Annotated in this window: 18 protein-coding genes and 2 tRNA genes; 12 read left to right on the forward strand and 8 right to left on the reverse strand. The window is 55.7% G+C overall.

The window, feature by feature from the left end; genetic code table 11:
- The first annotated feature begins 236 nt into the window (after positions 1 to 236).
- The 4 genes from K9N21_12840 to ppdK all read left to right on the forward strand — a co-directional run bounded on the left by K9N21_12840 (position 237) and on the right by ppdK (position 4,004).
- Positions 237 to 578: a zinc ribbon domain-containing protein gene (locus tag K9N21_12840; GenBank protein MCF8144796.1), complete on the forward strand. Its 342-nt coding sequence runs from the start codon at positions 237 to 239 to the stop codon at positions 576 to 578.
- 48 nt (positions 579 to 626) lie between these two features.
- Positions 627 to 953, forward strand: a complete 327-nt coding sequence (locus K9N21_12845; protein MCF8144797.1) for a hypothetical protein — start codon at positions 627 to 629, stop codon at positions 951 to 953.
- A 66-nt stretch (positions 954 to 1,019) separates the two neighbouring features.
- Positions 1,020 to 1,202, forward strand: coding sequence for a hypothetical protein (locus tag K9N21_12850; protein MCF8144798.1), 183 nt, complete (start codon positions 1,020 to 1,022; stop codon positions 1,200 to 1,202).
- On the forward strand, positions 1,203 to 4,004 hold the full coding sequence (gene ppdK / locus K9N21_12855; protein ID MCF8144799.1) for a pyruvate, phosphate dikinase: 2,802 nt from the start codon (positions 1,203 to 1,205) through the stop codon (positions 4,002 to 4,004).
- 258 nt (positions 4,005 to 4,262) lie between these two features.
- Here the strand turns inward: ppdK and K9N21_12860 are convergent, their stop codons facing one another.
- The 3 genes from K9N21_12860 to K9N21_12870 all read right to left on the reverse strand — a co-directional run bounded on the left by K9N21_12860 (position 4,263) and on the right by K9N21_12870 (position 8,673).
- On the reverse strand, positions 4,263 to 5,858 hold the full coding sequence (locus K9N21_12860) for a GNAT family N-acetyltransferase (protein ID MCF8144800.1): 1,596 nt from the start codon (positions 5,856 to 5,858) through the stop codon (positions 4,263 to 4,265).
- 513 nt (positions 5,859 to 6,371) lie between these two features.
- Entirely contained in the window at positions 6,372 to 7,310 is a 939-nt protein-coding gene (locus tag K9N21_12865; protein MCF8144801.1) for an AEC family transporter, read from the reverse strand.
- A gap of 67 nt (positions 7,311 to 7,377) precedes the next feature.
- Positions 7,378 to 8,673 carry a PAS domain S-box protein gene (locus K9N21_12870; protein ID MCF8144802.1) on the reverse strand — a complete coding sequence of 432 codons (1,296 nt, stop codon included), beginning with the start codon at positions 8,671 to 8,673 and terminating at the stop codon, positions 7,378 to 7,380.
- Positions 8,674 to 9,359: 686 nt separating this feature from the next.
- On the opposite strand from K9N21_12870, the gene K9N21_12875 reads away from it, so the two are divergent.
- The 8 genes from K9N21_12875 to K9N21_12910 all read left to right on the forward strand — a co-directional run bounded on the left by K9N21_12875 (position 9,360) and on the right by K9N21_12910 (position 15,092).
- Entirely contained in the window at positions 9,360 to 10,031 is a 672-nt protein-coding gene (locus tag K9N21_12875; GenBank protein MCF8144803.1) for a poly-gamma-glutamate hydrolase family protein, read from the forward strand.
- 121 nt (positions 10,032 to 10,152) lie between these two features.
- On the forward strand, positions 10,153 to 10,590 hold the full coding sequence (tadA, locus tag K9N21_12880) for a tRNA adenosine(34) deaminase TadA (GenBank protein ID MCF8144804.1): 438 nt from the start codon (positions 10,153 to 10,155) through the stop codon (positions 10,588 to 10,590).
- A gap of 14 nt (positions 10,591 to 10,604) precedes the next feature.
- Positions 10,605 to 10,700, forward strand: a tRNA-Ser gene (locus K9N21_12885).
- 50 nt (positions 10,701 to 10,750) lie between these two features.
- Positions 10,751 to 10,844, forward strand: a tRNA-Ser gene (locus K9N21_12890).
- A gap of 123 nt (positions 10,845 to 10,967) precedes the next feature.
- Positions 10,968 to 12,695, forward strand: coding sequence for a DNA polymerase III subunit gamma/tau (gene dnaX, locus K9N21_12895; protein MCF8144805.1), 1,728 nt, complete (start codon positions 10,968 to 10,970; stop codon positions 12,693 to 12,695).
- Complete coding sequence (locus K9N21_12900) at positions 12,679 to 13,008, forward strand: YbaB/EbfC family nucleoid-associated protein (protein MCF8144806.1); 330 nt, start codon at positions 12,679 to 12,681, stop codon at positions 13,006 to 13,008. Before dnaX ends, K9N21_12900 begins: the two co-directional genes overlap by 17 nt.
- Before the next feature lie 99 nt (positions 13,009 to 13,107).
- Complete coding sequence (gene recR, locus K9N21_12905; protein MCF8144807.1) at positions 13,108 to 13,719, forward strand: recombination mediator RecR; 612 nt, start codon at positions 13,108 to 13,110, stop codon at positions 13,717 to 13,719.
- Positions 13,716 to 15,092 carry an FAD-binding protein gene (locus tag K9N21_12910; GenBank protein ID MCF8144808.1) on the forward strand — a complete coding sequence of 459 codons (1,377 nt, stop codon included), beginning with the start codon at positions 13,716 to 13,718 and terminating at the stop codon, positions 15,090 to 15,092. Before recR ends, K9N21_12910 begins: the two co-directional genes overlap by 4 nt.
- A gap of 156 nt (positions 15,093 to 15,248) precedes the next feature.
- Here K9N21_12910 and K9N21_12915 read toward each other — a convergent pair whose 3' ends face one another.
- The 5 genes from K9N21_12915 to K9N21_12935 all read right to left on the reverse strand — a co-directional run bounded on the left by K9N21_12915 (position 15,249) and on the right by K9N21_12935 (position 21,101).
- Positions 15,249 to 16,349 (reverse strand): ATP-dependent 6-phosphofructokinase, encoded by a 1,101-nt coding sequence (locus K9N21_12915; GenBank protein ID MCF8144809.1) that lies wholly within the window; start codon positions 16,347 to 16,349, stop codon positions 15,249 to 15,251.
- A gap of 82 nt (positions 16,350 to 16,431) precedes the next feature.
- Positions 16,432 to 17,115, reverse strand: coding sequence for an adenylate kinase (locus tag K9N21_12920; protein MCF8144810.1), 684 nt, complete (start codon positions 17,113 to 17,115; stop codon positions 16,432 to 16,434).
- A 79-nt stretch (positions 17,116 to 17,194) separates the two neighbouring features.
- Positions 17,195 to 18,421, reverse strand: coding sequence for a cofactor-independent phosphoglycerate mutase (locus K9N21_12925; GenBank protein ID MCF8144811.1), 1,227 nt, complete (start codon positions 18,419 to 18,421; stop codon positions 17,195 to 17,197).
- Positions 18,418 to 19,734 carry a homoserine dehydrogenase gene (locus tag K9N21_12930; GenBank protein ID MCF8144812.1) on the reverse strand — a complete coding sequence of 439 codons (1,317 nt, stop codon included), beginning with the start codon at positions 19,732 to 19,734 and terminating at the stop codon, positions 18,418 to 18,420. The genes K9N21_12925 and K9N21_12930 overlap by 4 nt, the downstream gene beginning before the upstream one ends.
- 200 nt (positions 19,735 to 19,934) lie before the next feature.
- Complete coding sequence (locus tag K9N21_12935; protein ID MCF8144813.1) at positions 19,935 to 21,101, reverse strand: aminotransferase class I/II-fold pyridoxal phosphate-dependent enzyme; 1,167 nt, start codon at positions 21,099 to 21,101, stop codon at positions 19,935 to 19,937.
- Positions 21,102 to 21,136 lie beyond the last annotated feature (35 nt).

Below are 21,136 nucleotides of genomic sequence, written 5' to 3' on the forward strand. Positions count from 1 at the left end.
GCAAAGGAACTCAATATCACCCGAGAACAGGTCTATGCCAAATACACGGCTCAGACCATAACTCAGAATCCCTGACAAAGTAGCGGGGCTTTCTCTTGATAACCCAGTTTCTCGTTCAATCCTTATATCGGAATTCCAGGAATAAACAAGAAGGATTGTCTAACTCCGACATATCTGTTATAAATCAGGCATACCCCCTGGGGACGAATAAATTCCATTGACGGAGGAAACCGGCCATGCCGATCTATGAATATGCTTGCGGACGCTGCAAGAGTGAGTTTCAGACGCTGATCATGAGCGCGGTCGATGAAGAGGAACTTGCCTGTCCGACCTGCGGCAGTCGTAAGCTGGATCGTTTAATTTCCAGGGTCGCCTATCACCAGTCCGAGAGGGATCGTTTGGACAGCTACGATCCTGGGTCCCGCCTCAGCGACAGTTTCTATAAGGACAGTAGGAACATCGGACTCCAGGCCAAAAAACGTGCGCAGCAAATGGGGGTGGACCTGGGGAGCGGCTTTGAATCAAAACTGGAGAAGCTGCGGACCGATCCGGGCGCTGTTCTGAAGGACAGCGAGTAAAAACCCTGGGCTCCTACAAGATTCACCATCCTTGGAAAAAGAGATCCTATGGCAACTGAAGGAGATGTTGTCCTGATTTACCGTCAGGAACAACCAACCGTTTATGCACGGGTAGAGCATATCGAGCCGGATATCAAGAGAGACTGGTATCACATTACCCTGTTGCTCCTTAGTGTCCCGGCCCAACCCGTCACATGGATACTCAGATCCTCGTATATCGAGGGCGAGACATTCACCATGGGCGGAGTGCCGATGCGGTTGGAACTGGTCAAGAAAACCCCCACCAGGGAGAAAGCGCCGCCTGAGAAATCCGGCGCAAAAAAGGAATCGAATAAACCAGGGACGATCCTCCCTTTCAAGAAGCCCTCGACATAGATCGTGGGCGTTTGTGTGACGTCATGGCCGACTCCTGACACACACGGATTTATGAGGTATCATTCAATGAAAAAAATTCGAATCGTGGTGATCCGCTTGATTCTTTCCGGCATATTCGCATTTGTCATCTCCCGCCTGTTCTTCGAGAGTATGTCGGCAACAAAAGTCCTCGGGTTGGGTGTGGCCCTGTTTGGCTTCGCCTACCTGTTTGAGTATGTGAGAATCAGAAACAAAAAAGGAGGGGCGTAAATGGAACCTATAAAATATGTATACTCATTTACTGAAGGCGACGGCAAGAACAAGAAACTTCTTGGCGGAAAAGGCGCCAATCTATGCGAAATGACGCAGATCGGACTCCCGGTGCCGCCGGGCTTTGTGATTACCACTGAGGCCTGTCTCGCCTATCTGGATCAAAAGAAGGGTAAAGAAGGGCTTCACCCCGAAGTCGCCAAACAGATACAGGACGCCATGACCCGCTTGGACAAAGAAACCGGAAAAGGGTTCGGCGATCCCGCAAACCCCCTGCTGGTATCGGTCAGGTCCGGGGCCGCCATGTCCATGCCCGGTATGATGGACACCATCTTAAACCTCGGGCTCAACGACGAGACGGTGGCTGGTTTTATCCGTTTAACCAAAGATGAGCGATTCGTCTATGACCTCTATCGAAGGCTGATACAGCTCTTCGGCACCGTGACGTTCCACATGAAGGATGAAGACTTCAACCAGATCTTCAATGAGTTGAAGAAGGAACAAGGCGTCCGGGAAGACGTCCAACTGGATGCCGGATCCCTCAAGAAGGCATGTACCAGATTCCTGGACCTTTTCAAGGAAAAAACAGGCACCCCCTTTCCCCAGGACCCCTACACGCAGCTGAACCTGGCGGTGGAATCGGTCTTCAAATCGTGGATGGGAAAACGGGCGGTGGATTACCGGAAGGAATTCAAGATCACCAAGGAAATGGCGAACGGGACTGCCGTCAATATCTGCACCATGGTCTACGGGAATATGGGAAATGACAGCGCCACCGGCGTGGCCTTTACCAGAGATCCGGCCACGGGCGAGAACCGCTTTTTCGGAGAGTACATGATCAATGCCCAGGGCGAGGACGTGGTGGCCGGCATTCGCACGCCCAAACCCATCCGCGAACTCAGAAGAGACATGCCGAATGTCTATCCGGAATTGGAGAAGCTGCGGCACACATTGGAGGATCATTACCGCGAGGTCCAGGATATCGAGTTCACCATTGAAAAAGGGAAGCTCTATTGTCTGCAGACCCGGAACGCCAAGATGAACGTCGCGGCCTTTATCAAGACCTCCGTAGATATGGTAAACGAAGGCCTCATCTCTGAAGTGGAGGCCCTCCTGAGGATCCAACCGGACATGCTGGAGCAGCTCCTCCATCCCCGACTGGATCCGGACGCCAAGGCCGAGGTCTTGGCCCAGGGTCTTCCGGCGTCCCCGGGGGCCGCATCCGGCAAGATGGTCTTTGACGCGGACAGGGCCGAAAGCAAGGCAAAACTGGGTGAAAAGGTCATTCTCGTAAGGGAGGAGACCAAGCCCGATGATATTCACGGATTCTTTGCCGCCCAGGGGATCCTCACCAGCAGGGGAGGCAAGACATCCCACGCGGCCGTGGTGGCGAGAAGCATGGGAAAGCCGTGCGTCTCCGGATGCGAGGCCATTGTCATCAACGATCTCAGCAAAGAGGCGGTCATCTCCGGGGTAACCCTCAGGGAAGGAGATATGATCACCATTGACGGGACCACCGGCAACGTCTACCTGGACAAGGTGCCGACCATCGAACCGGAATTTGTTGAAGACCTCCTGGTCCTGCTGGAATGGGCGGATGAAATCAGCGAACTCCAGGTGATGGCCAATGCAGACACCCCGGAGGCGGTCTCCAAGGCCAAGAAATACGGGGCTGTGGGAATCGGGCTCTGCAGGACGGAAAGGATGTTCAATCAGCCGGAAAGGCTGCCTGTGGTCCAGCAGATGATCCTGGCAGAGAGCACCAAAGACAGAGAGGCCGCTCTGGACCGCCTCCTCCCGTTCCAGAAAGAGGATTTCAAGGAGATCTTCCGGCTCATGGACGGCGACCCCGTCACCATCCGTCTTCTGGATCCTCCCATCCACGAATTTCTCCCCTCTGCGGAAGAGCTGTCAGACGAGATCGATAAACTTGGGGAGTTGAAGCAGACCGTGGACGGGATGACCTTTCTGCCGGATACCCTGAAGATGTTGGATCCGGAGCTGAATGACCGCTATGCAGCCAATCTGGACGTGATCCTTAAGGGACTGGAAGAACTCAAGGCCAGGCATCTGGCCGGTCCCATGATCGAGTCCAAAGAGATTATGCTCAAAAAGGTGAGGTCCTTGGCAGAGATCAATCCGATGCTGGGTCATCGGGGGGTGAGGCTCGGGATCACCTATCCGGAGATTTACGCCATGCAGATAAGGGCCATACTCGAGGCCGCGGCCGAGCATATCCAGGAAGGGGGGCGGGTCTCCCCGGAAATCATGATCCCGCAGGTATGCACATTGGAGGAGTTGAAATGGGTCCACCGCTACGTGACGCAGATTAACAGCGACGTAGAGAAAAAATACAGGATCAAGATCCCCTATAAATTCGGGACCATGGTGGAGGTGGTCAGGGCCTGCATGCGGGCAGGCAGGATCGCCGAACTGGCTGAATTCATCTCTTTCGGGACAAACGACCTGACCCAGGCGACCTTTTCTTTTTCCAGGGAAGATGCTGAAAACAAGTTCCTCCCCCTGTATGAGGAACGGGGGATCTTGCAGCACAATCCCTTTGATGTTCTGGATATCAAGGGCGTGGGCAGGCTCATGAGGATCACCATGGAATGGGCCCGCAAGACACGGCCCGATCTGAAGGTCGGGATCTGCGGCGAACAGGGGGGCCATCCGGAATCCATCCGGTTCTGTCATCACATCCACATGAGTTATGTCTCCTGCTCCCCCCCCAGGGTCCCCATTGCCAGGCTGGCCGCTGCCCATGCCAAGCTCAAGGAGAAAGAGTTTGTCCTGGATTGATGCTGGATGTTTGATACTGGATACCTTCGTTCCCACGCTCTGCGTGGGAACGCATTTTCGGGAGGCTCCGCGTCCTATCCCAAACCGGTAAGTTGGGTAGAGCGGGGCCAAACTCAACCGGCTGAAAGCCCTTGGGTCCGCACATCCGATCCTCTATCAAATGGCCTTCTGTAAAAATCCGATCCCTGTCAGGCACAGGGTGGCCGGATGCACCCGGATATCCCGTGGTGCAACAGCCACACCCAGCAGATCCTTGATTTATGCCATCCAGATCGATGCCAGATAAGAGTCAGTGAAATCAACCATGATCCGCGGCTGGTTCGTCTTGATGTCCCAAGAAACAAAGCAGGCCAGGAGGTCATTCAGGACCTCCTCTGCCACCTTCAATTCCTCAGACACGGCCCGGCGGGCCTCCTTCACAGTGCCGGCAATCATCCGGTGCAGCTTCAGAGAGGCATCCAGGGTCCTCAACCGGGGAGACCCCTGGATCTGTTCCACCGCCTCCTCCCAGTGAATTCCGGCGATCTTGCGACGCAGGACATAGGCATTCCCCCTGTCCCGGATGGTCAGCAGCGGAAGATTCACATTGAAGCTAGTATTCTGGATCCGCCGGCCGCGCATCTTCCCGTCCATCTCTGTCAACAGCGTCTCCTTTTTTTTCAGATCCGGGAGCTGTTTTGCCTGAATTCGTTCGAAGATGCATGGTTGACCGTCAACATCGATTTCCTTCAATCGGGTGGGATCAAACCCGAGATCCATGAGGTTGCCGATAGTCAACACATGATTGCAGGCGTTTCTCTGCTCCTCCAGCCAGGTTGTAAAGCTGGGTCTCTCGTAATTGGGGAGCCCCTCGATGAAACGCGCGGGATGTCTTTTCAGGGTCTCCGGAAGACGGTTCCACAGTTTCATATCCCCATCTACAAGATTGGGACCGTTTCCCAGATCGTAGGGCGCATAGGACTGTGCCTGCATTCGGGCGACTTCAGGCGCCAGGGTGATCTGTTCCAGGGAATCGCCCCCGGTATATCCGATCAGGGACTCGATGCGTCGTCTGAAGGCGATGAACTTGGTTATGAAACGGGTGAACATGAACCGCATCAGGGGCGTGGATTCCCCTCTCTTGAGTTCGTCTCCAAAATAGGTCATCAAAGCCGAATGGAGGCCCTTGAATTCTTCGATGGTGCGTTGGACCATGATCTGGTTATCCCGCATGTCGATAAAGGTCTGTTTTCGGCGCAGGTGGTGCAGCAGCTTCAGGACCGGTCCTTTCAGGTCCTTTCCTTCCAGACCCGGGGGCGTAAAGATCATGTAGTAGTGCCGGTCTGCCAGGGCAGAGTTCCCGATGATACTTTCCGCCGGTCTCCACGATTGTTTCAGGTAAATATCATATGTGGGGTCTTCCTCGGGGATGATGTTGTCCAGGATCCCGACCGCTGACCTTCTGATCAGAAACTTCTTGAAGTGCTTCAGTATCTGTGTGCCTAAACCCTTTCTTCTGAACGGCGCCCCCACCTCGACATAGACCAGATAATAACAGGGAACCGGTTTCCGAAGATAGACCATGTTCAGCCGACCCAGATTTTCGCCGGTCTCTGCATTGACCTCGATCACCCGAAAGCCATTCTTGGAATCTTCGGGTTTGAGCCGGTTGATCCTGCTCCCGGAAACGGTCTTATTGACGAGGTCCCAGAGATTGTTGAAGAGGTCCGCCACAATGGGCGATTCAGCGGATTTCATTCGCATCCCTTCGTCAATCAAACTGATCAGCCCGAGCCTTTCGTTGAGGCCCAGGTCTTTCCGGGCAGCGTCCTCATTATCGGAAATCATGCTCTGAGGCAAATTGTTTCTCATCATTCACTCCTGTGAACAGGATTTTTTTTCCGTCAAAAAAAAGGCGGAGCATGTGCTCCGCCTTTTTTCATATGATTTTTTGCGAAAACACACACTAAGGCATTCCGGCCCTCCGGCTAAAATAATAATAAAAAAAGTTCTTTAGTGTGTGCATGACGCGCATTCTTTTTCTCCTGGATTTTTTCTATATCCCAGATGACGAAGGTTGTCAACCCAAAATTTCACCGGTAGCCCTTCTCATCTAAAACTAAAACTGATAACCGCAGGCAAAACGGCTGTGTGCTGTCCCGTCATTCCGGCATGCCCTCAGCCGGAATCCAGTCCCCCGTATTTCTGGATTCCGGCTGGAATCGTGCCGGAATGACAAAAGGCTAAGCGTGCAGGGGAAGGATGGCCACATTTTCTTGTTTTTCATGACAGAAGACCAGGTACTAACCTTGCCGATGGAGTGACCGACGGGCAGCGGGCAAGGTGGTTTTCATCCGCCATTTCCCGCCCTATCACACAAGGTAAGGATCACTCAAGGCCCAGCACCGCCAGCCAGCCATTGAGATAGAAGCCTGCCAGGACAGAGGAGATCAGGACAATCGAGGCGATCAGCTCCTGATGGAACCGGTAGCGTTCACTTAGAATGACCATGGATACGGCCATCGGCATGGCATTCATCAAGACCACCACCGATGATTCCGGAGTTTCAAGGCCCAGCAGCCTTACGGTCCCAAACGCAATCAGCGGCAGGACAATCATACGCAGAAGAGACACCCCAAGGGCCTGAGTGAGCTGTTTGTATTGACGGCCGTAAAAAAAGACGCCGAGCATGAAAATCGCCACGGTTGCCGTGGTGCCCCCGAGCATATGGATGGGTTTACTGACGGCAACCGGAATGGGGACCTTCAGATAAGAGAAAATCGCTCCCGAAAAAATTGAAATCACAAGGGGATTCCTGGTGAGACGGCGGGCGACATGTCGGACGGCCTCAAGTACCGATGGTCTTTTTTCACGGGAAAGTTGATGCAGTTCAAGCACGGAAATCGAGATAACAACGCTGACAATTGATATGGTGCCGGAAGAAAGGGTGGCCAGCTGCTCCCCCTGGGCTGTTGGAAGGGCGAACATGACAAAGGGGACACCGAAAAAAGCATGGGAGCCGAAAACAGACCCCAGCACAAGGAGAAAATAGGTGTCTTTTGAAAAGCGGAAGATAAAATAGAGGAGGGTGAGCAGCGAGAAAATGACGAGGACGGGGATAATGCCGGCCCCTACAAAGGTGGCAATAATTCGGTCAAAACGGGTTTCCGCCAGGTTGATAAAGAAGAGGGAAGGAAGCGCAAAGAAGTAGACATAAGCACTCAGTGTCCGTTCATCCCCCTGTTTCATCAGATCGGCTTTTCTGGAGAAGAAACCGAGACCGATGAGGAGGAAAAGCGGCAGCGTTGTCCTTAAGAAGATATCCACCAGCGCCTCGTGAGAACGTGAAACCGGATACTGAAAACGAATATTCTATCCCCACGCCAGGGGGTCCTCAAACTTGATCGGGATCCGTGGCAATCGGAAAGACGAGGGAAAATGTGGTGCCCCCGGCGCTTGCGCACCCGGCGTCGTCCTCCACATGAGGGCATTGGGATATGGTCCCCGGGCAGGTTGCATCTTCACCCGATAGATGGACGCACCGGGAACTCTCGCACGCCACATGGAAACGGTACGCATCTGCGAACATCCCGAGTTTCAGGAGTTCGAGGCCTTTCCCCCCTGCATCAAAGTCAAAAGGTCTTCTGGTGGAATAGTAATCCGTCTCCCTGGCATGGTAGAAGCCGCCAAAGATCTGCTTTTGACTTTCCTCGGTGATCCCGACCCCGGTATCCCGGACCACAAGTTCAACCCCGTCGGGTAAGGCCCCGAGGGAAATGGTGACGGTTCCGCCGTCAGGGGTGTTTTCAATGGCATTCTTGGTCAGGGTCATCAGGCCTTTCTCCACTGCCGATACATTCATCAGCGCATAGGGATCCTCCCTGATTTCGATGTTCATCCGGACATGCCTATGGGATGAGAGAGCCGGGACCATGGCCGCCGCCCGTTCAATAACCGGCTTTAATCTCGACGCCTGCAGATCGATGTCCCTGTGAGGTAGGTGGACTTCAATAATTTCTTCGACGGCATTAAGGGCCTCCGCATGCCCCGGGGTTCCTTCTGCCAGGGCTTGGAGGAGATCAACGGTCTGTTCCACACAGGTCCTGTGCCCGTCTTCCTGATCCGGTGCCTCTGTTCTGACGATGTCCTCCACATCCATCTGAATATCCTGAAGCCGCTTCAGATTCCGCCGGATCCGGTCCAGAATTCTCTGGTTCTCGGGGGTTTCCAGACTCCTCAAAGAGCTGGAGACAATGGAGAGCGGGGTCCTCAACTCATGGGACAGATGGTCCAGGACCCTGCGCCGCGCACGATCCAATGCCTTGAATTGGGTGATGTCCTTAAATACCACCACGATGCCCGGGGTCTCCCATCTGCCGGATTCGAGGCGCAGAAACGATGTGGTCACAGCAAGGTCGAGCAACCGGCCGTCCCGCCTCCTGAAGGGGACCTCCCGGTACAGCCGGGTCTCCCGCTCCTGAATGCCCCGAATCAGGATATCATTAAACCCGTCATTCTCGGCCTGGTCCATGAAGAGCTGCGCATAGGTACGTTCCTGGATGTCTTCGGCGCCGAAACCCAGGAGATCCAGACCAGCGGGATTGATATGGCTGATATGTCCCTGGAAATCAAGGACCAGGACCCCGTCGCTCATGCTTTCTATAATCACCGACGAAAAGGCGTTGTCCATGGGTCAAACCTCAGAAGAATTGACTATCAAATGTCCGGATGAGACGCTGTATCTGTAATCCCGCCTTGCGGGACAACAGGGCGTGGAAGTTGGCGCCCCTATCGGTTAAGATCCCGGATAGGCCCGGTAAATGGGTTTTGCCCAATGCCGCTTTTGGCTGAGGGGATGCCGCGTCCGGAAACCCCACATCTGCTGTCCAGTCAGCTGATTATAATCAGATCCGTTTCCATGCACAAGTCCCTATCCATTTATTCTCAATGGTGATAAGATCAGTGGATTCTCGGCCCCGGCACCAGGCTATCCTTTGCCCAGGCCCGGCAGCGGGAATCAAAGGCCTTCTGGGACTTAGACGCTTTATCTGTAACTTCTCTGCAACGAGCGAAGAACTTTGCCCGTGGGGGTCTCTGCCTCCCGCCCAGGAGGCGGGACAAAAACCGAATACAGCTCCTGGGGACGGCAGCAGGGCTTTACAATACAGTCTGTTCCAACCCCAAGTACAGGCTTTCATGGGACGGTATGTCCTTGCTGCCTTTTCGTAAACATTATCCGGAGCCCGGGGGCGGCCGCCGAACCATACGACCGCATTTTATTGCAGCTCTTGGGCAGAGACCCCCACGGGCGTCCGGAAAATTTCCGGGATTTACACCAATACCTTTTTGGTTGCGGCCGTTTGGCCGCCTCAGGGCATGGCCGGATACGAAAGCTACAAGGAACTGGCTCAGCATGAATCCGAAGGCGCTGACTACGTGATATCGGCCCGGGAAGGTTCCTCCTCAATCGCCGTTATCGCCCCGCACGGCGGGGGCATCGAGCCCGGCACCGCGGATATCGCCGATGCGGTCGCTGCGGATCACCACGCCTTCGCAGCATTCAAAGGAATAAAAAAGTCGGGAAACCGGGCGCTTCATATCAGAAGCGACCGGTTCGATGACTTCCCTGGGGCCGGGATTGCGGAAAGGTGTCGTAAGGTCATAACGATCCACGGCTGCCGTGGACAGGAGGAACGGATTTACGTCGGCGGCAGAAGTCACAAGGTCAAAATGAGGATCATCGATGCACTCAACCGGGCAGGGTTCCATGCGGAGGAAAGCCTGAAACCGGCATTGCAAGGGAGGAGCCGACGGAATATCTGCAATCGATGTCTTTCCGGACGGGGCGTTCAGGTAGAAATATCCAAAGGGCTGAGGGAAAAGATGTTTAAGAACCTCTTGAAGCATCCCACAAGGGAGAAGACCGAAACCTTCTATTGCTTTGTCAGGACGGTTAAAGCGTCCCTTGATGAATACGTCCGGCGCAATTCCGGAGAGATCCGCCGGATTACCGCTCCCGCCCCCTTTCCCGAACATCCGAACCTCTGAACCTTGAATCTTTGACCCCCTGAATCCACAAATCTTTGTTCCGGGCACCTTATCATATTGACTTAGAAGAGAGAAATAGTGTAAAAGGCATTGAAAATTGACGGATGATCTTTATTATTTAATGAAACTGGCCATTGAAGAGGCCGAAAGCGCCTTCTCAGAGGGGGAGGTCCCTGTGGGCGCTGTGCTGGCCGGTTCGGACGGCAGGATTCTGGCCAGGGCCCATAACCGGCCGATCGCCCTGAAAGATCCGACGGCCCACGCTGAGATCCTTGCGCTGAGGCACGGAGGGGCCGTGGTGGGGAATTACCGCCTCAACGGATGTATTCTCGCGGTCACTGTCGAGCCGTGTTTCATGTGCATGGGAGCGATCATCCACGCGAGAATCGCCCGGCTTGTGTTCGGGGCCTTTGACCCAAAAGCGGGCGCTGCAGGTTCCCTGTATGACCTGAGCCGGGATGCCCGCCTCAATCACAAACTGGAGGTTGTGTCCGGAATCACGGGAGAACCGTGTCAGGAGCTGATGCGACGATTTTTCCAAGCCCGGCGGGGAATCTGATATCAATAAATTCCGGAGAGGTACCGAAGTGGTCGTAACGGGGTCGACTCGAAATCGATTTGCCTTGTTAATAGCAGGGCACGTGGGTTCGAATCCCACCCTCTCCGCCACAGTTCTTTAAAAAACGACCTATTAAAAGAGTTGAGTACGCCTGAAGATTGGAGAGATGTCCGAGCTGGCCGAAGGAGCGCGACTGGAAATCGCGTGTACTGCCAACAGCGGTACCGAGGGTTCGAATCCCTCTCTCTCCGCCATCAAAAAAGTTGTCCTTTTCCATGGCTGTTGCCATCCCCTCTCCATCCGAGGAATGTCTTCGCCATCCGTAACCCGGCCGTTTCCTGCGGGGGCGGCCCTTTAATCCGGAGAATCCCCACACCATGGCTTACCAGGTATTAGCCAGAAAATGGCGTCCTCAGGTGTTTCAGGACGTCATTGGTCAGGAACATGTTGCACAGACCCTGATGAATGCCATCAAGACCGAGAGGCTGGCACATGCCTATCTCTTCAGCGGACCGAGGGGTGTGGGGAAGACCTCGGTCGCCCGGATTTTTGCCAAGGCCATCAATTGCAATCAGGGGGAACCAGGGGTCCCCTGCAACCAGTGCCGGTCATGCATCGAAATCACCAACGGATCGTCCGTTGATGTCCAGGAAATTGACGGGGCATCCAACCGGGGGATCGACGAGATCAGGGAACTCAGGGAAAGCATTAAGTATATGCCGTCCTCGAGCAAGTACCGGATCTATGTCATCGATGAGGTGCATATGCTGACGCTTCCGGCCTTCAATGCCCTCCTCAAGACCCTTGAAGAACCGCCGCCCCATGTGAAATTCATATTTGCCACCACCGAGTCCCACAAGGTGCCCGTCACCATCCTTTCCCGGTGCCAGAGATATGATTTTAAACGGATCCCTGCGGCAGACATCATCGCCCACCTGAAAAAGATCGCATCGAATGAAGGGATTGATATCGCGGTTTCAGGTCTGGGCATCATCGCGCGAGAGGCCGAAGGGAGCATGCGGGACGCCCAGAGTCTGATGGATCAGGTGATTTCATTCAGCGGCGAGTCGGTCCGGGACAAGGATATCACCGACATTTTAGGGATCATTGACCGGGAGATCATCCTGGAGTCATCCGCGGCCATCCTTGAAAAGGCGCCGGACCGGTGTCTCGATATCGTGGAAAGAATATATAATTACGGGTATGATATTAAGGAATTCTATCGCGCCCTCATGCAGCAGTTCAGGAATCTCCTGGTTCTTCTGATAGCCCCTGAAAATGACCTGATCGATGTGAGCGACGGCGATAAAGACGAGATCAAGAAACAGGCTGAAATGGCCGGGGAGGAAAAACTCCATCTCCTCCTGAATTTTCTGATCAACAGAGAGGAGGACCTGAGATTCACCTCTCACCCCCGGTTGGTCTTGGAAACCACCATGGTCAAACTGTGCAGCCTCGGCGATATCCTTTCTTTTGAAGCACTCCTGAAGAGAATGGCCGCGCTGGAACAAAGACTGGCAGGGGCCGCACCGAGTGCCGTCGAGACCGCCGGTCCGGCGGGTCCTGAACGGCTTTCAGATCCCGGTGCAGGGTGGCGGTCTGAAAAGCTCGAAACCCCTGACAGACCCCCCCCTGATCCTATTCAACAGGGGAAGGGCCCCCCTGGGGGGGGGCGTCCACAGAGAGGCTGGGATGAGTTTCTGGCTTTTATGGCGACCCGGAGCAGGGCTGCACACAGCATTCTCAAAGACTGGCGGCCATTGAAATTGACCGCGGATGCCCTGGAAATTGAGGGGCAAACAGAGTCCTTTTCCTCACGCTACTTTGACGACCCGGAACGGTATACCCAACTCATGGCCCATTGCCGGGAATTTTTTGGCAGGGAGATGAAGATCACCCTGAGCGCCCATGGCCGCTCATCCCCCCACCCTCCAAAACAAACACCCGAAAAGAAGGCCGTCAAAGGTCCGCAAAGGGAGGATGACACCCTCCCCAGGACGGCTCAGGATGTCCTGAACCTCTTTGACGGACATATGATGGAAGAAAATCTGCATTCAGACAAAACAGATAATATAGGAGGAACCGTTGATGAAAGGAATGCCTAACATGGGCCAACTCCTGAAACAGGCCCAGAAATTTCAGAGCAAAATGGCGGAACTGCAAGAAGAGTTGAACCAACGGACCGTGGAGGCGTCAGCCGGCGGGGGAATGGTTACGGCTGTGGCCAACGGCAGGCAGGAGGTACTTTCCATTGCCATCGACCCCGAGGTAGTGGACCCGGATGATGTGGAGATGCTGCAGGACCTCATCCTCGCGGCCGTGAATGACGCCTTGAGCAGGGCAAGAGACATGACCAACGAGGAGATGGGAAAACTGACCAAGGGAATGAACATCCCCGGCATGCCCGGGCTCATGTAAATGCATAATTTAGGAATTTAGGAATTTGGGATTGTAGGGAGAAACGGCTGTTACATCCAATTCGTCGATCCCTCAATTGAGGATTTCTCAATTATTCTCATGGGCATCTATCCGCCATCACTGGAAAAACTGATCGAACAGCTGTCCAGGCTCCCCGGCATCGGCCAGAAGTCGGCGACACGGGTGGCGCTCCATGTGCTGAGAAGCAACCGGGACCTGGCCCAAGGGCTGGCCGCAAGCCTTCTGGAGGTCAAGGAAAAGATCCGCTTCTGTTCCACCTGCCACAATCTGACAGATGACGATCCCTGTGCCCTCTGCAGAGACGAACGTCGCGCCACCGGATCGATCTGCGTGGTGGAAGGACCGGGAGACCAGCTCGCCCTGGAGGCCTCGGGGAGCTTCAAGGGCAGATACCATGTGCTCAACGGGGTCCTCTCCCCTCTGGACGGGGTCGGCCCGGAAGACCTGAAGATCGGCCATCTCCTGCGCAGACTCGAACCCGAAGGCATCGAGGAGATCATCTTGGCCACCAACCCCACCACAGCGGGCCAGGCCACGGCATCCTTTTTGGCCGCTCTTTTGTCCCAAAGATATCCCCACATCAGCATTACCCGGATCGCTTTGGGCATTCCCATGGGAGGGGATCTCAAATATATGGATCGGATGACCATCGAACACGCCCTTAAGACGCGCCTCCCGGTCACCCCATGATACCCGCAGATATTCTCAAAGAGCTGGCAGAGATTGTCGGCCCGGCTCACGTGAAGACCGCCGGGGAAATCCTGGCCGAATACGGGGCCGATGCCTCCAGGCTGGCGTCCGCCCCTGATGTAGTGGTCTTTCCCGGAAACAGCCGGCAGATCTCCCGAATCTTGACCGTAGCGGCTGAATCCGGATTTCCGGTGATCCCGAGGGGGGCAGGCAGCGGCATGACCGGCGGCGCTGTCCCGGTGAAAGGCGGCCTCGTCATGGCCATGGGACGGTTCGATCGCATCCTGGCCATTGATCAGGACAATCTCGTCGCGCGGGTGGAGCCAGGGGTCATTACGGCCCATCTCCAGACAGCAGTTGAAAAGGTGGGGCTCTTCTATCCTCCGGATCCGGCCAGCCTCAAGATCTCCACCATCGGAGGCAATGTGGCGGAATGCGCGGGCGGATTGCGGGCGGTCAAATACGGGGTCACCCGGGACTATGTCCTGGGCCTGGAGGTGGCGCTTCCCACCGGCGAGATCATCCATACCGGCGTCCAGACCATGAAAGGGGTGGCGGGCTACGACCTGACCCGTCTCATTACCGGTTCTGAAGGCACCCTGGCAGTCATCACCGCCGTCACCCTCCGGCTCATCCCCAAGCCGGCGGGCAAAAAGACCATGATCGCCTTCTTCCCGGATGTCTCTGCCGCGGTTCGAACGGTCTCTACTATTATCCGGAACCGGATCATCCCGGCCATCCTGGAGTTTCTGGACAGCATCTGCATCGACTGTGTGAGACAGGAGACGGATCTCGACATGCCCGAAGGGGCCGGAGCCATGCTCTTGATGGAGGTGGATGGGGATGAGATGCGGGTGACACGAGATGCGGAGATCATCGAGGAGCTGTGCCGTATGGGCGGGGCCATCCGCTTCGAGGCGGCCGCGGGAACCGAAGCCGCGGACAGGCTGTGGGAGGCCCGGCGAAACGTATCCCCCGCCCTCTTCCGGCTGAAACCCCACAAGATCAGCGAAGATATTGTTGTTCCCAGAAGCCGGATGCCTGAGTTAGGGGCCTTTCTGGAGGACCTGACCGCCAGGCACGGCCTCCCCATCGCGGCCTTCGGCCATGCGGGCGACGGCAATATTCATGTCAACATCATGCTGGATAGGGACGTCTCCGGCCAGGTGAAAACCGCCGGGATCGTGGTGAAAGAACTGTTCGGTCAGGTGATCCGCATGGGAGGGACCATTACCGGAGAGCACGGCATAGGGATCACAAAGGCCCCCTATCTGGGGATGGAGATTCCGGAAGGAGGCATCCGACTCATGAGGCGCATCAAGGAGGCCTTCGATCCAAAAGGGATCCTCAACCCGGGCAAGATATTTCAATAAAGGAAAGTGCCTAAAATGACTAAAGTGAACTAAAGTGCCTAAAGTTGAGGGATTCTGTCAATTAAGCAAATAACTCAGGTCAGGGTTTGACCAGTCAATCCCGCCGCTACAGGTCAACCAGCATCATCCAGCATCCAGCATCCAGCATCCAGTATGTCACACAATCTGATTCAATGTCTTGTAATTTTTGGTATTATAATACTTTTCAACATCCACCAGGTGGAGCTTGTCCAGGGCCTTCTTGAGGGGCACCGAGGTCACCTGGCCCTGCTTGATGCTGACCATGCGGCCGAAGTCCTCGCCCACAATCATATCCACCGCTGCGACCCCGAATTTCCGGCCCATACGCCGATCATAGGCAGTGGGAACGCCCCCCCGCTGGAGGTGCCTGAGGGCCACATATCTTACCTCCATCTCGCTTTTCTGTATCTCTTCTGCGATAAACCCGCCGACGCCGCCCAAGTAAAAGTGCCCGAACCCATCCCTTCCCCGCCTTTCCAGAATCGGCTCCATCCCCCTCGGTTTGGCCCCCTCGGAGACCAGAACGATGCTGTAGCGTTCGCCGGCCTTTCGTCTCATGGCCAGAAGTTCGATCACCCGCTCCATGACAAAATCGTGTTCAGGGATGAGAATAATGGCGGCGCCCGTTGCCTCGCCTCCTTCCAGGGCCAGCCATCCCGCATGTCTGCCCATGCATTCCACTACAAATATCCGGCTGTGAGATCCGGCGGTTATCCGCAGCCGGTCAATGTCCTGGGTAATGGTGTTGAGGGCCGAATCAAAGCCGAGGGTGTACTCTGTAGCAGCCAGATCCCTGTCGATGGTCTTGGGAATCCCGATCACCTTGAGGCCCTTTTTATAAAGCTTGTAGGCCACCGAAAGGCTGTTTGGCCCTCCGATCACCACCAGGGCATCCAAACCCAATTTGCTGCAGTTTTCCAGAATGAGTTCCGACTTATCGTCGTCAGGGGCGAAAGGGTTGATGCGGCTGGTCCCGAGACGGGTACCCCCATACCTGTCCCAGGTACGGACGATATCCATGGTAAGATCCATGGTCCACTGACCGAGGCTGGCCTTTTTGTCCGGCTTGACCTCTATCAGGCCCCTCCAACCGTCCAGAATACCCAACACCTTGAACATGGTCCCCCGCAAGGGGACCAGATCCTTGTCAAAAGCCGAATAAACGAGCCAATGAATGGCACTGTTGATCCCGGCACAGTCGCCGCCTGCCGATAACACGCCTATCTTTGTCTTCATGGGTGACCTCCAGCGGGTGTTGCTGACAGGACAAGAGCGGCCCCATCCCTGTCGGTCAGGGGCCGGCCCTTTGTCTCAGGCGTTATGCTCCAAGTTTGGACAACAACTCTTGGGAGACCTCCTTAACGCCGGGTCTCCCATCTAGTTCGATAATCCTGGGAATGCCGTTGTTGTTTGCGGAGAGCTCCTTGAAATAATTCAACCCGGCCATGGTGCCGGTCTCGGTGTCGTAATAGATGTTGTGACGTTGATCAATGGCCGCCTCGTCCTGGTCGTCCGACCGCGTCTTGAGATCCCCGCCGCAGATCCTGCATTTATCACCATCGGGCTTTATGGCCTCGATATTGACGTTATTGGGATGGTTATTGTCATTAACGCAGAGGCGCCTGCCCATTATCCGGCCCTTGGCGACTTCGCGGGGGAGGACCATGTCGATGACCACATCCAGGGCAATCCCTTCTTTTTTGAGGGCCTTATCCAATTCCTGGGCCTGCGTTAGATTCCTGGGAAAGCCGTCTAAAAGCCAACCGTTCTTGCAGTCATCTCCCTTGAGACGGTCGAGAATCATCGGGATGGTGATGCTGTCAGGGACCAGCTCTCCCCTGTCGATATATCCCTTGGCTTCCTTGCCCAGCTCGGTACCCCGTGAGATGTTGTCCCTGAAAATAACCCCTGTCTCGATGTGCGGAATGCCGTACTTGTCCTTTAAAATAGCTCCCTGGGTCCCCTTGCCGCTTCCGTTCGGGCCGAAAAACAGAATTTTCATCCTCGCATCTCCTTTTCCGAATTTTTAATTTAAAAACTATTTCAAAATCATCGCCGTTGTCAAGGGATTCGCACGCATATCATGCCCGCCCCAGAAAGGAGGGCATCAGGTCGCATCCCTTTTCAAAATAGAGTCCCGACGCCTTTGCAGACGCCTCTGTAAACGCCGCCCCCCTTTTCCCTGAGGCCAGTTCTCCTTTGGCGGCCCATGCAAAGGGGGCAGGGTCGCTCGCGTGGGTCTTGATGGAGATCGGGGTGAAGTGATCGCTGGCGACCATCACCCGGTAATCCGGAAACTCTTCCAGACCGCTCAGCACAGGCCCCACCACCTTTTGGTCAAAGGCCTCGATGGCCTGGAGCTTTTCGCGGATATTGCCGTTGTGGCTGGCCTCGTCAGGGGCCTCCACATGGACGAACATGAAGTCAAGATCACGCAGGGCCGTTACCGCTTCCCGGGCCTTACCCGCATAATTGGTGTCCAGATAGCCGGTCGCCCCCTCCACGGATATCGGTGTGAGCCCCGCATAGACCCCGATCCCCCGCAGCAGGTCCACTGCCGAAATCACGCCCCCTTCGAGACCGTATTTGTCCCTGAACCGGGGGATGCGGAGCGCCTTTCCCTGACCCCAGAGCCAGATGGAATTGGCCTCTTTCAAACCCCGTCCCCTCCGCACCAGATTAACGGGATGTTGCTTCAGAATGTCCCATGATCGTCGAATGACCGCGACCACCGGGTCCTTGCGTTCAGGGTCGAGATAGGAGGCCATGTTCTGATCCAGGACGTCATGGGGCGGGATGGTCTCTGCGGCAAGGGGTCCGTTCTCCCAGACCAGAAGATGCCGGTAGGCGACGCCGGGATGAATGGTTGTCTCCGGAAGCACAAGATCCCTTCGGAGTGTCTCCACAATCGCCCTCCCCTCCGGCGTGGGAATGTCCCCTGAGCTGTGGCTGACCATCACGATCTCCCTTTCAGAGCGGTGGTCGAGGGTCACCAGGTTCATCCGGAAGGCGACATCGCGCTCCCCTAACGGGATCCCCATGCTGGCCGCTTCAAAAGGGGCCCGGCCGGTAACACACAGGGTCGGATCATACCCCAGGAGAGAGAGGTTTGCCACATCGCTCCCAGGGGATAATCCCGTGGGGATGGTCTTGACGAGCCCTACCCGGCACGCCGCGATACGATCCATATTGGGGGTATGAGCGGCCTCGAGGGCCGTTCTTCCATCCAGATCGGCGAGGGGATAGTCGGCCATCCCGTCTCCGACCAAAAGAACATATTTCGGGCCGGTCTTCTGCCAGCGGGTCATGGCTGGCTTCCTTCCACGCGGATCACCACGGTTTTCTCCGCCACCACGTCCAAATCATCGATTAACGAAATAGCCTTCTGCACGGCGCTTTCCCGGGCCTCATGGGTAAGCATGACAATCGCTACCGGGCCTTTGCGTCCCCGCCCCTTCTGGATCACAGACGATATGCTGATCCGGTGATCCGCCAGAATCCCGGCAATCCGCGACAGGACCCCGGGTCTGTCCAGGGCCGATACCCTGAAATAATAAGGCGTCACCAGGTGTTGGATGGGCTGGATGACGATATCTCTCACAGGTGCGTGAACATGGGCCAGGGGAGGCACGCGGACACTGTTTCCGCAACGGATCTCCCGTGCCAGGGCGATGATGTCCGAAACCACTGCGCTCCCTGTGGGTCTCCTCCCTGCCCCCAGACCATAGTAGAGATTAGGCCCCACAAAATCGCCTTCAAGGTAGATGGCATTGAATGCCTCGTTGACATTGGCCAGGATATGATCCTTGGGGATCATGGTCGCGTGCACACGTGCCTCGATCCGGTCTCCCAGGTCCTTGGCAATGGCCAGCAGCTTGATGCCGTACCCGAATTCGTCCGCGAATCGTATATCGTCGGGGGTCACGGCCACGATCCCCTCCCGGTAGATATCCTTGAACGAGACCGGGGCACCGAACGCGAGGGAGATGATGATGGCCAGTTTATGGGCCGCATCGGCGCCATCCACATCCAGGGTCGGCGGGTCTTCTGCAAAACCCAGCCGGACCGCCTCAGCCACCGCCTTGTCAAAGGGAAGCCCCTCCTGCGTCATTTTGGTCAAGATATAGTTGGATGTCCCGTTCAGGATGCCGATACAGGTCTGGATGCGGTTTGCGGAAAGTCCGGTTTTCAAGGCACCGACAATAGGGATGCCGCCCCCCACACTGGCTTCAAAGCCCAGACCCACCCCCTGCGCTTCCGCGGCCCGGTATATCTCAGGCCCGCATTCCGCCAGAAGCGCCTTGTTGGCGGTTACCACATGCTTTCCGGTCTTCATGGCCTCGAGGATCAAATTCCTGGCGGTTTCTATCCCGCCGATCAGCTCGACCACCACGTCGATTTCCGGATCACGAATCACCTCCATGGCGTCAAGGGTGAAGAGGGACCTGTCAGGTTGCAGGGCAATCCCCCGATCAGACGTGATATCCAGGTCCGCGATTCTTTTGACCACCACCTCCGTCCCGACCCGGCTGGCGATAATCTCCCGATTGGTGTACAGGACCTCAACCACCCCGGCCCCTACGGTCCCAAATCCGATTATCCCTATGTTTATTGTCGACATCAAAATTTTCCTCGGTTTATTTTAGGCGCAAGGCGTCAGACGCAAGGCGCAAGGCGTCAGGTTCAGGAATTGCCGCCGATAGCCTGTTTCCCACGTTTCCCAATTCCTCATTCCAGCATTCCTCAATTCCAGCATTCCAGCATTCCTCAATTCCTCAATCCTCAATTCTTCAATTCCTCAATCCCTCAATTCTTCAACCCCTACAGCACCGCTTTAATCCCCTTGATGGCCTGACGCGTGCGGTGGGGATTTTCAACCAGGGCGAACCGGACATGATCGTCCCCGTATTGCCCGAAGCCGATGCCGGGAGAGACTGCCACCTTGGCCTCTTTGATGAGCATCTTGGAGAATTCCACCGAACCCATATGGGCATATGTATCAGGGATCTTTCCCCACACGAACATGGTCCCTTTGGGTTTCTCGATATGCCAGCCCACGCGGTCCAGGCCGTCCACAAGCACGTCGCGCCGTTCCCTGTAGACCTCCACGATCTCACGGACGCAGTCATAGGGTCCGTTCAGGGCGATAATGGCGGCGATCTGGATCGGCTGGAACACGCCGTAATCGAGATAACTCTTGATCCGCCGAAGCGCTCCTACCAGCGCGGGGTTGCCCACGCAGAAGCCCACCCGCCATCCGGGCATGGAATAGCTCTTGGAAAGGCTGAAAAATTCCACGCCGATCTCCTTGGCACCCGGGATCTGGAGAAAGCTGGGGGGCTCATACCCGTCAAAGACCAGGTCTGCATAGGCAAAGTCGTGTATCACCACCATGTCGTGTTCCCGGCAGAAATCCACGATCTTCTCAAAAAAGGCGCGATCCACCACCGCGGTCGTCGGGTTGTGGGGGTAGGAGATGATCAGCATCTTGGGGGCAGGCCATGTCTGCTTCACGGCCACGAGGAGGTCCTCGAAGAAATCCCTGTCCGGCCCAATGGGTATGCTCCTCAAATCCCCCCCGGCGATGATGACCGAATAGGGATGTATCGGATAGGTCGGATTGGGCGCAAAGACCACGTCCCCGGGGCTGATGGTGGCCAGCACCAGATGGGAAAGCCCTTCTTTGGCCCCGATAGTAACAATCGCCTCTTCATCCGGGTCCAGATCCACATCATAGCGGCGTTTGTACCAGTCGCAGATGGCATGCCTCAGTTTGGTGATGCCCATGGAGGCGGAATACCGGTGGTTATGCCCTTTTTCTGCGGCCTCCACCAGTTTGTCGACGATATGCTTGGGCGTCGGGATATCCGGATTTCCCATGCCCAGGTCCACGATATCCTCTCCCCGGTGTCTGGCCTCCATCTTGATCTTGTTGACCGTTGCAAAGACATACGGGGGCAGACGGCTCATTCTCCTGAATTCCTGCATGGCTCAATACTCCCTTATGCAATCATAGACAATTC

The organism is Deltaproteobacteria bacterium, from assembly GCA_021737785.1.
Classification (GTDB): Bacteria; Desulfobacterota; DSM-4660; order Desulfatiglandales; family Desulfatiglandaceae; genus AUK324.

Excerpts from the sequence above, each read along its gene's own strand:
- K9N21_12840 (MCF8144796.1), top strand. The coding sequence starts at position 237 with ATGCCGATCTATGAATATGCTTGCGGACGCTGCAAGAGTGAGTTTCAG.
- K9N21_12845 (MCF8144797.1), top strand. The coding sequence starts at position 627 with ATGGCAACTGAAGGAGATGTTGTCCTGATTTACCGTCAGGAACAACCA.
- K9N21_12850 (MCF8144798.1), top strand. The coding sequence starts at position 1,020 with ATGAAAAAAATTCGAATCGTGGTGATCCGCTTGATTCTTTCCGGCATA.
- ppdK (MCF8144799.1), top strand. The coding sequence starts at position 1,203 with ATGGAACCTATAAAATATGTATACTCATTTACTGAAGGCGACGGCAAG.
- K9N21_12860 (MCF8144800.1), bottom strand. The coding sequence starts at position 5,858 with ATGATGAGAAACAATTTGCCTCAGAGCATGATTTCCGATAATGAGGAC.
- K9N21_12870 (MCF8144802.1), bottom strand. The coding sequence starts at position 8,673 with ATGGACAACGCCTTTTCGTCGGTGATTATAGAAAGCATGAGCGACGGG.
- K9N21_12875 (MCF8144803.1), top strand. The coding sequence starts at position 9,360 with ATGGCCGGATACGAAAGCTACAAGGAACTGGCTCAGCATGAATCCGAA.
- tadA (MCF8144804.1), top strand. The coding sequence starts at position 10,153 with ATGAAACTGGCCATTGAAGAGGCCGAAAGCGCCTTCTCAGAGGGGGAG.
- dnaX (MCF8144805.1), top strand. The coding sequence starts at position 10,968 with ATGGCTTACCAGGTATTAGCCAGAAAATGGCGTCCTCAGGTGTTTCAG.
- K9N21_12900 (MCF8144806.1), top strand. The coding sequence starts at position 12,679 with ATGAAAGGAATGCCTAACATGGGCCAACTCCTGAAACAGGCCCAGAAA.
- recR (MCF8144807.1), top strand. The coding sequence starts at position 13,108 with ATGGGCATCTATCCGCCATCACTGGAAAAACTGATCGAACAGCTGTCC.
- K9N21_12910 (MCF8144808.1), top strand. The coding sequence starts at position 13,716 with ATGATACCCGCAGATATTCTCAAAGAGCTGGCAGAGATTGTCGGCCCG.
- K9N21_12915 (MCF8144809.1), bottom strand. The coding sequence starts at position 16,349 with ATGAAGACAAAGATAGGCGTGTTATCGGCAGGCGGCGACTGTGCCGGG.
- K9N21_12920 (MCF8144810.1), bottom strand. The coding sequence starts at position 17,115 with ATGAAAATTCTGTTTTTCGGCCCGAACGGAAGCGGCAAGGGGACCCAG.
- K9N21_12925 (MCF8144811.1), bottom strand. The coding sequence starts at position 18,421 with ATGACCCGCTGGCAGAAGACCGGCCCGAAATATGTTCTTTTGGTCGGA.
- K9N21_12930 (MCF8144812.1), bottom strand. The coding sequence starts at position 19,734 with ATGTCGACAATAAACATAGGGATAATCGGATTTGGGACCGTAGGGGCC.
- K9N21_12935 (MCF8144813.1), bottom strand. The coding sequence starts at position 21,101 with ATGCAGGAATTCAGGAGAATGAGCCGTCTGCCCCCGTATGTCTTTGCA.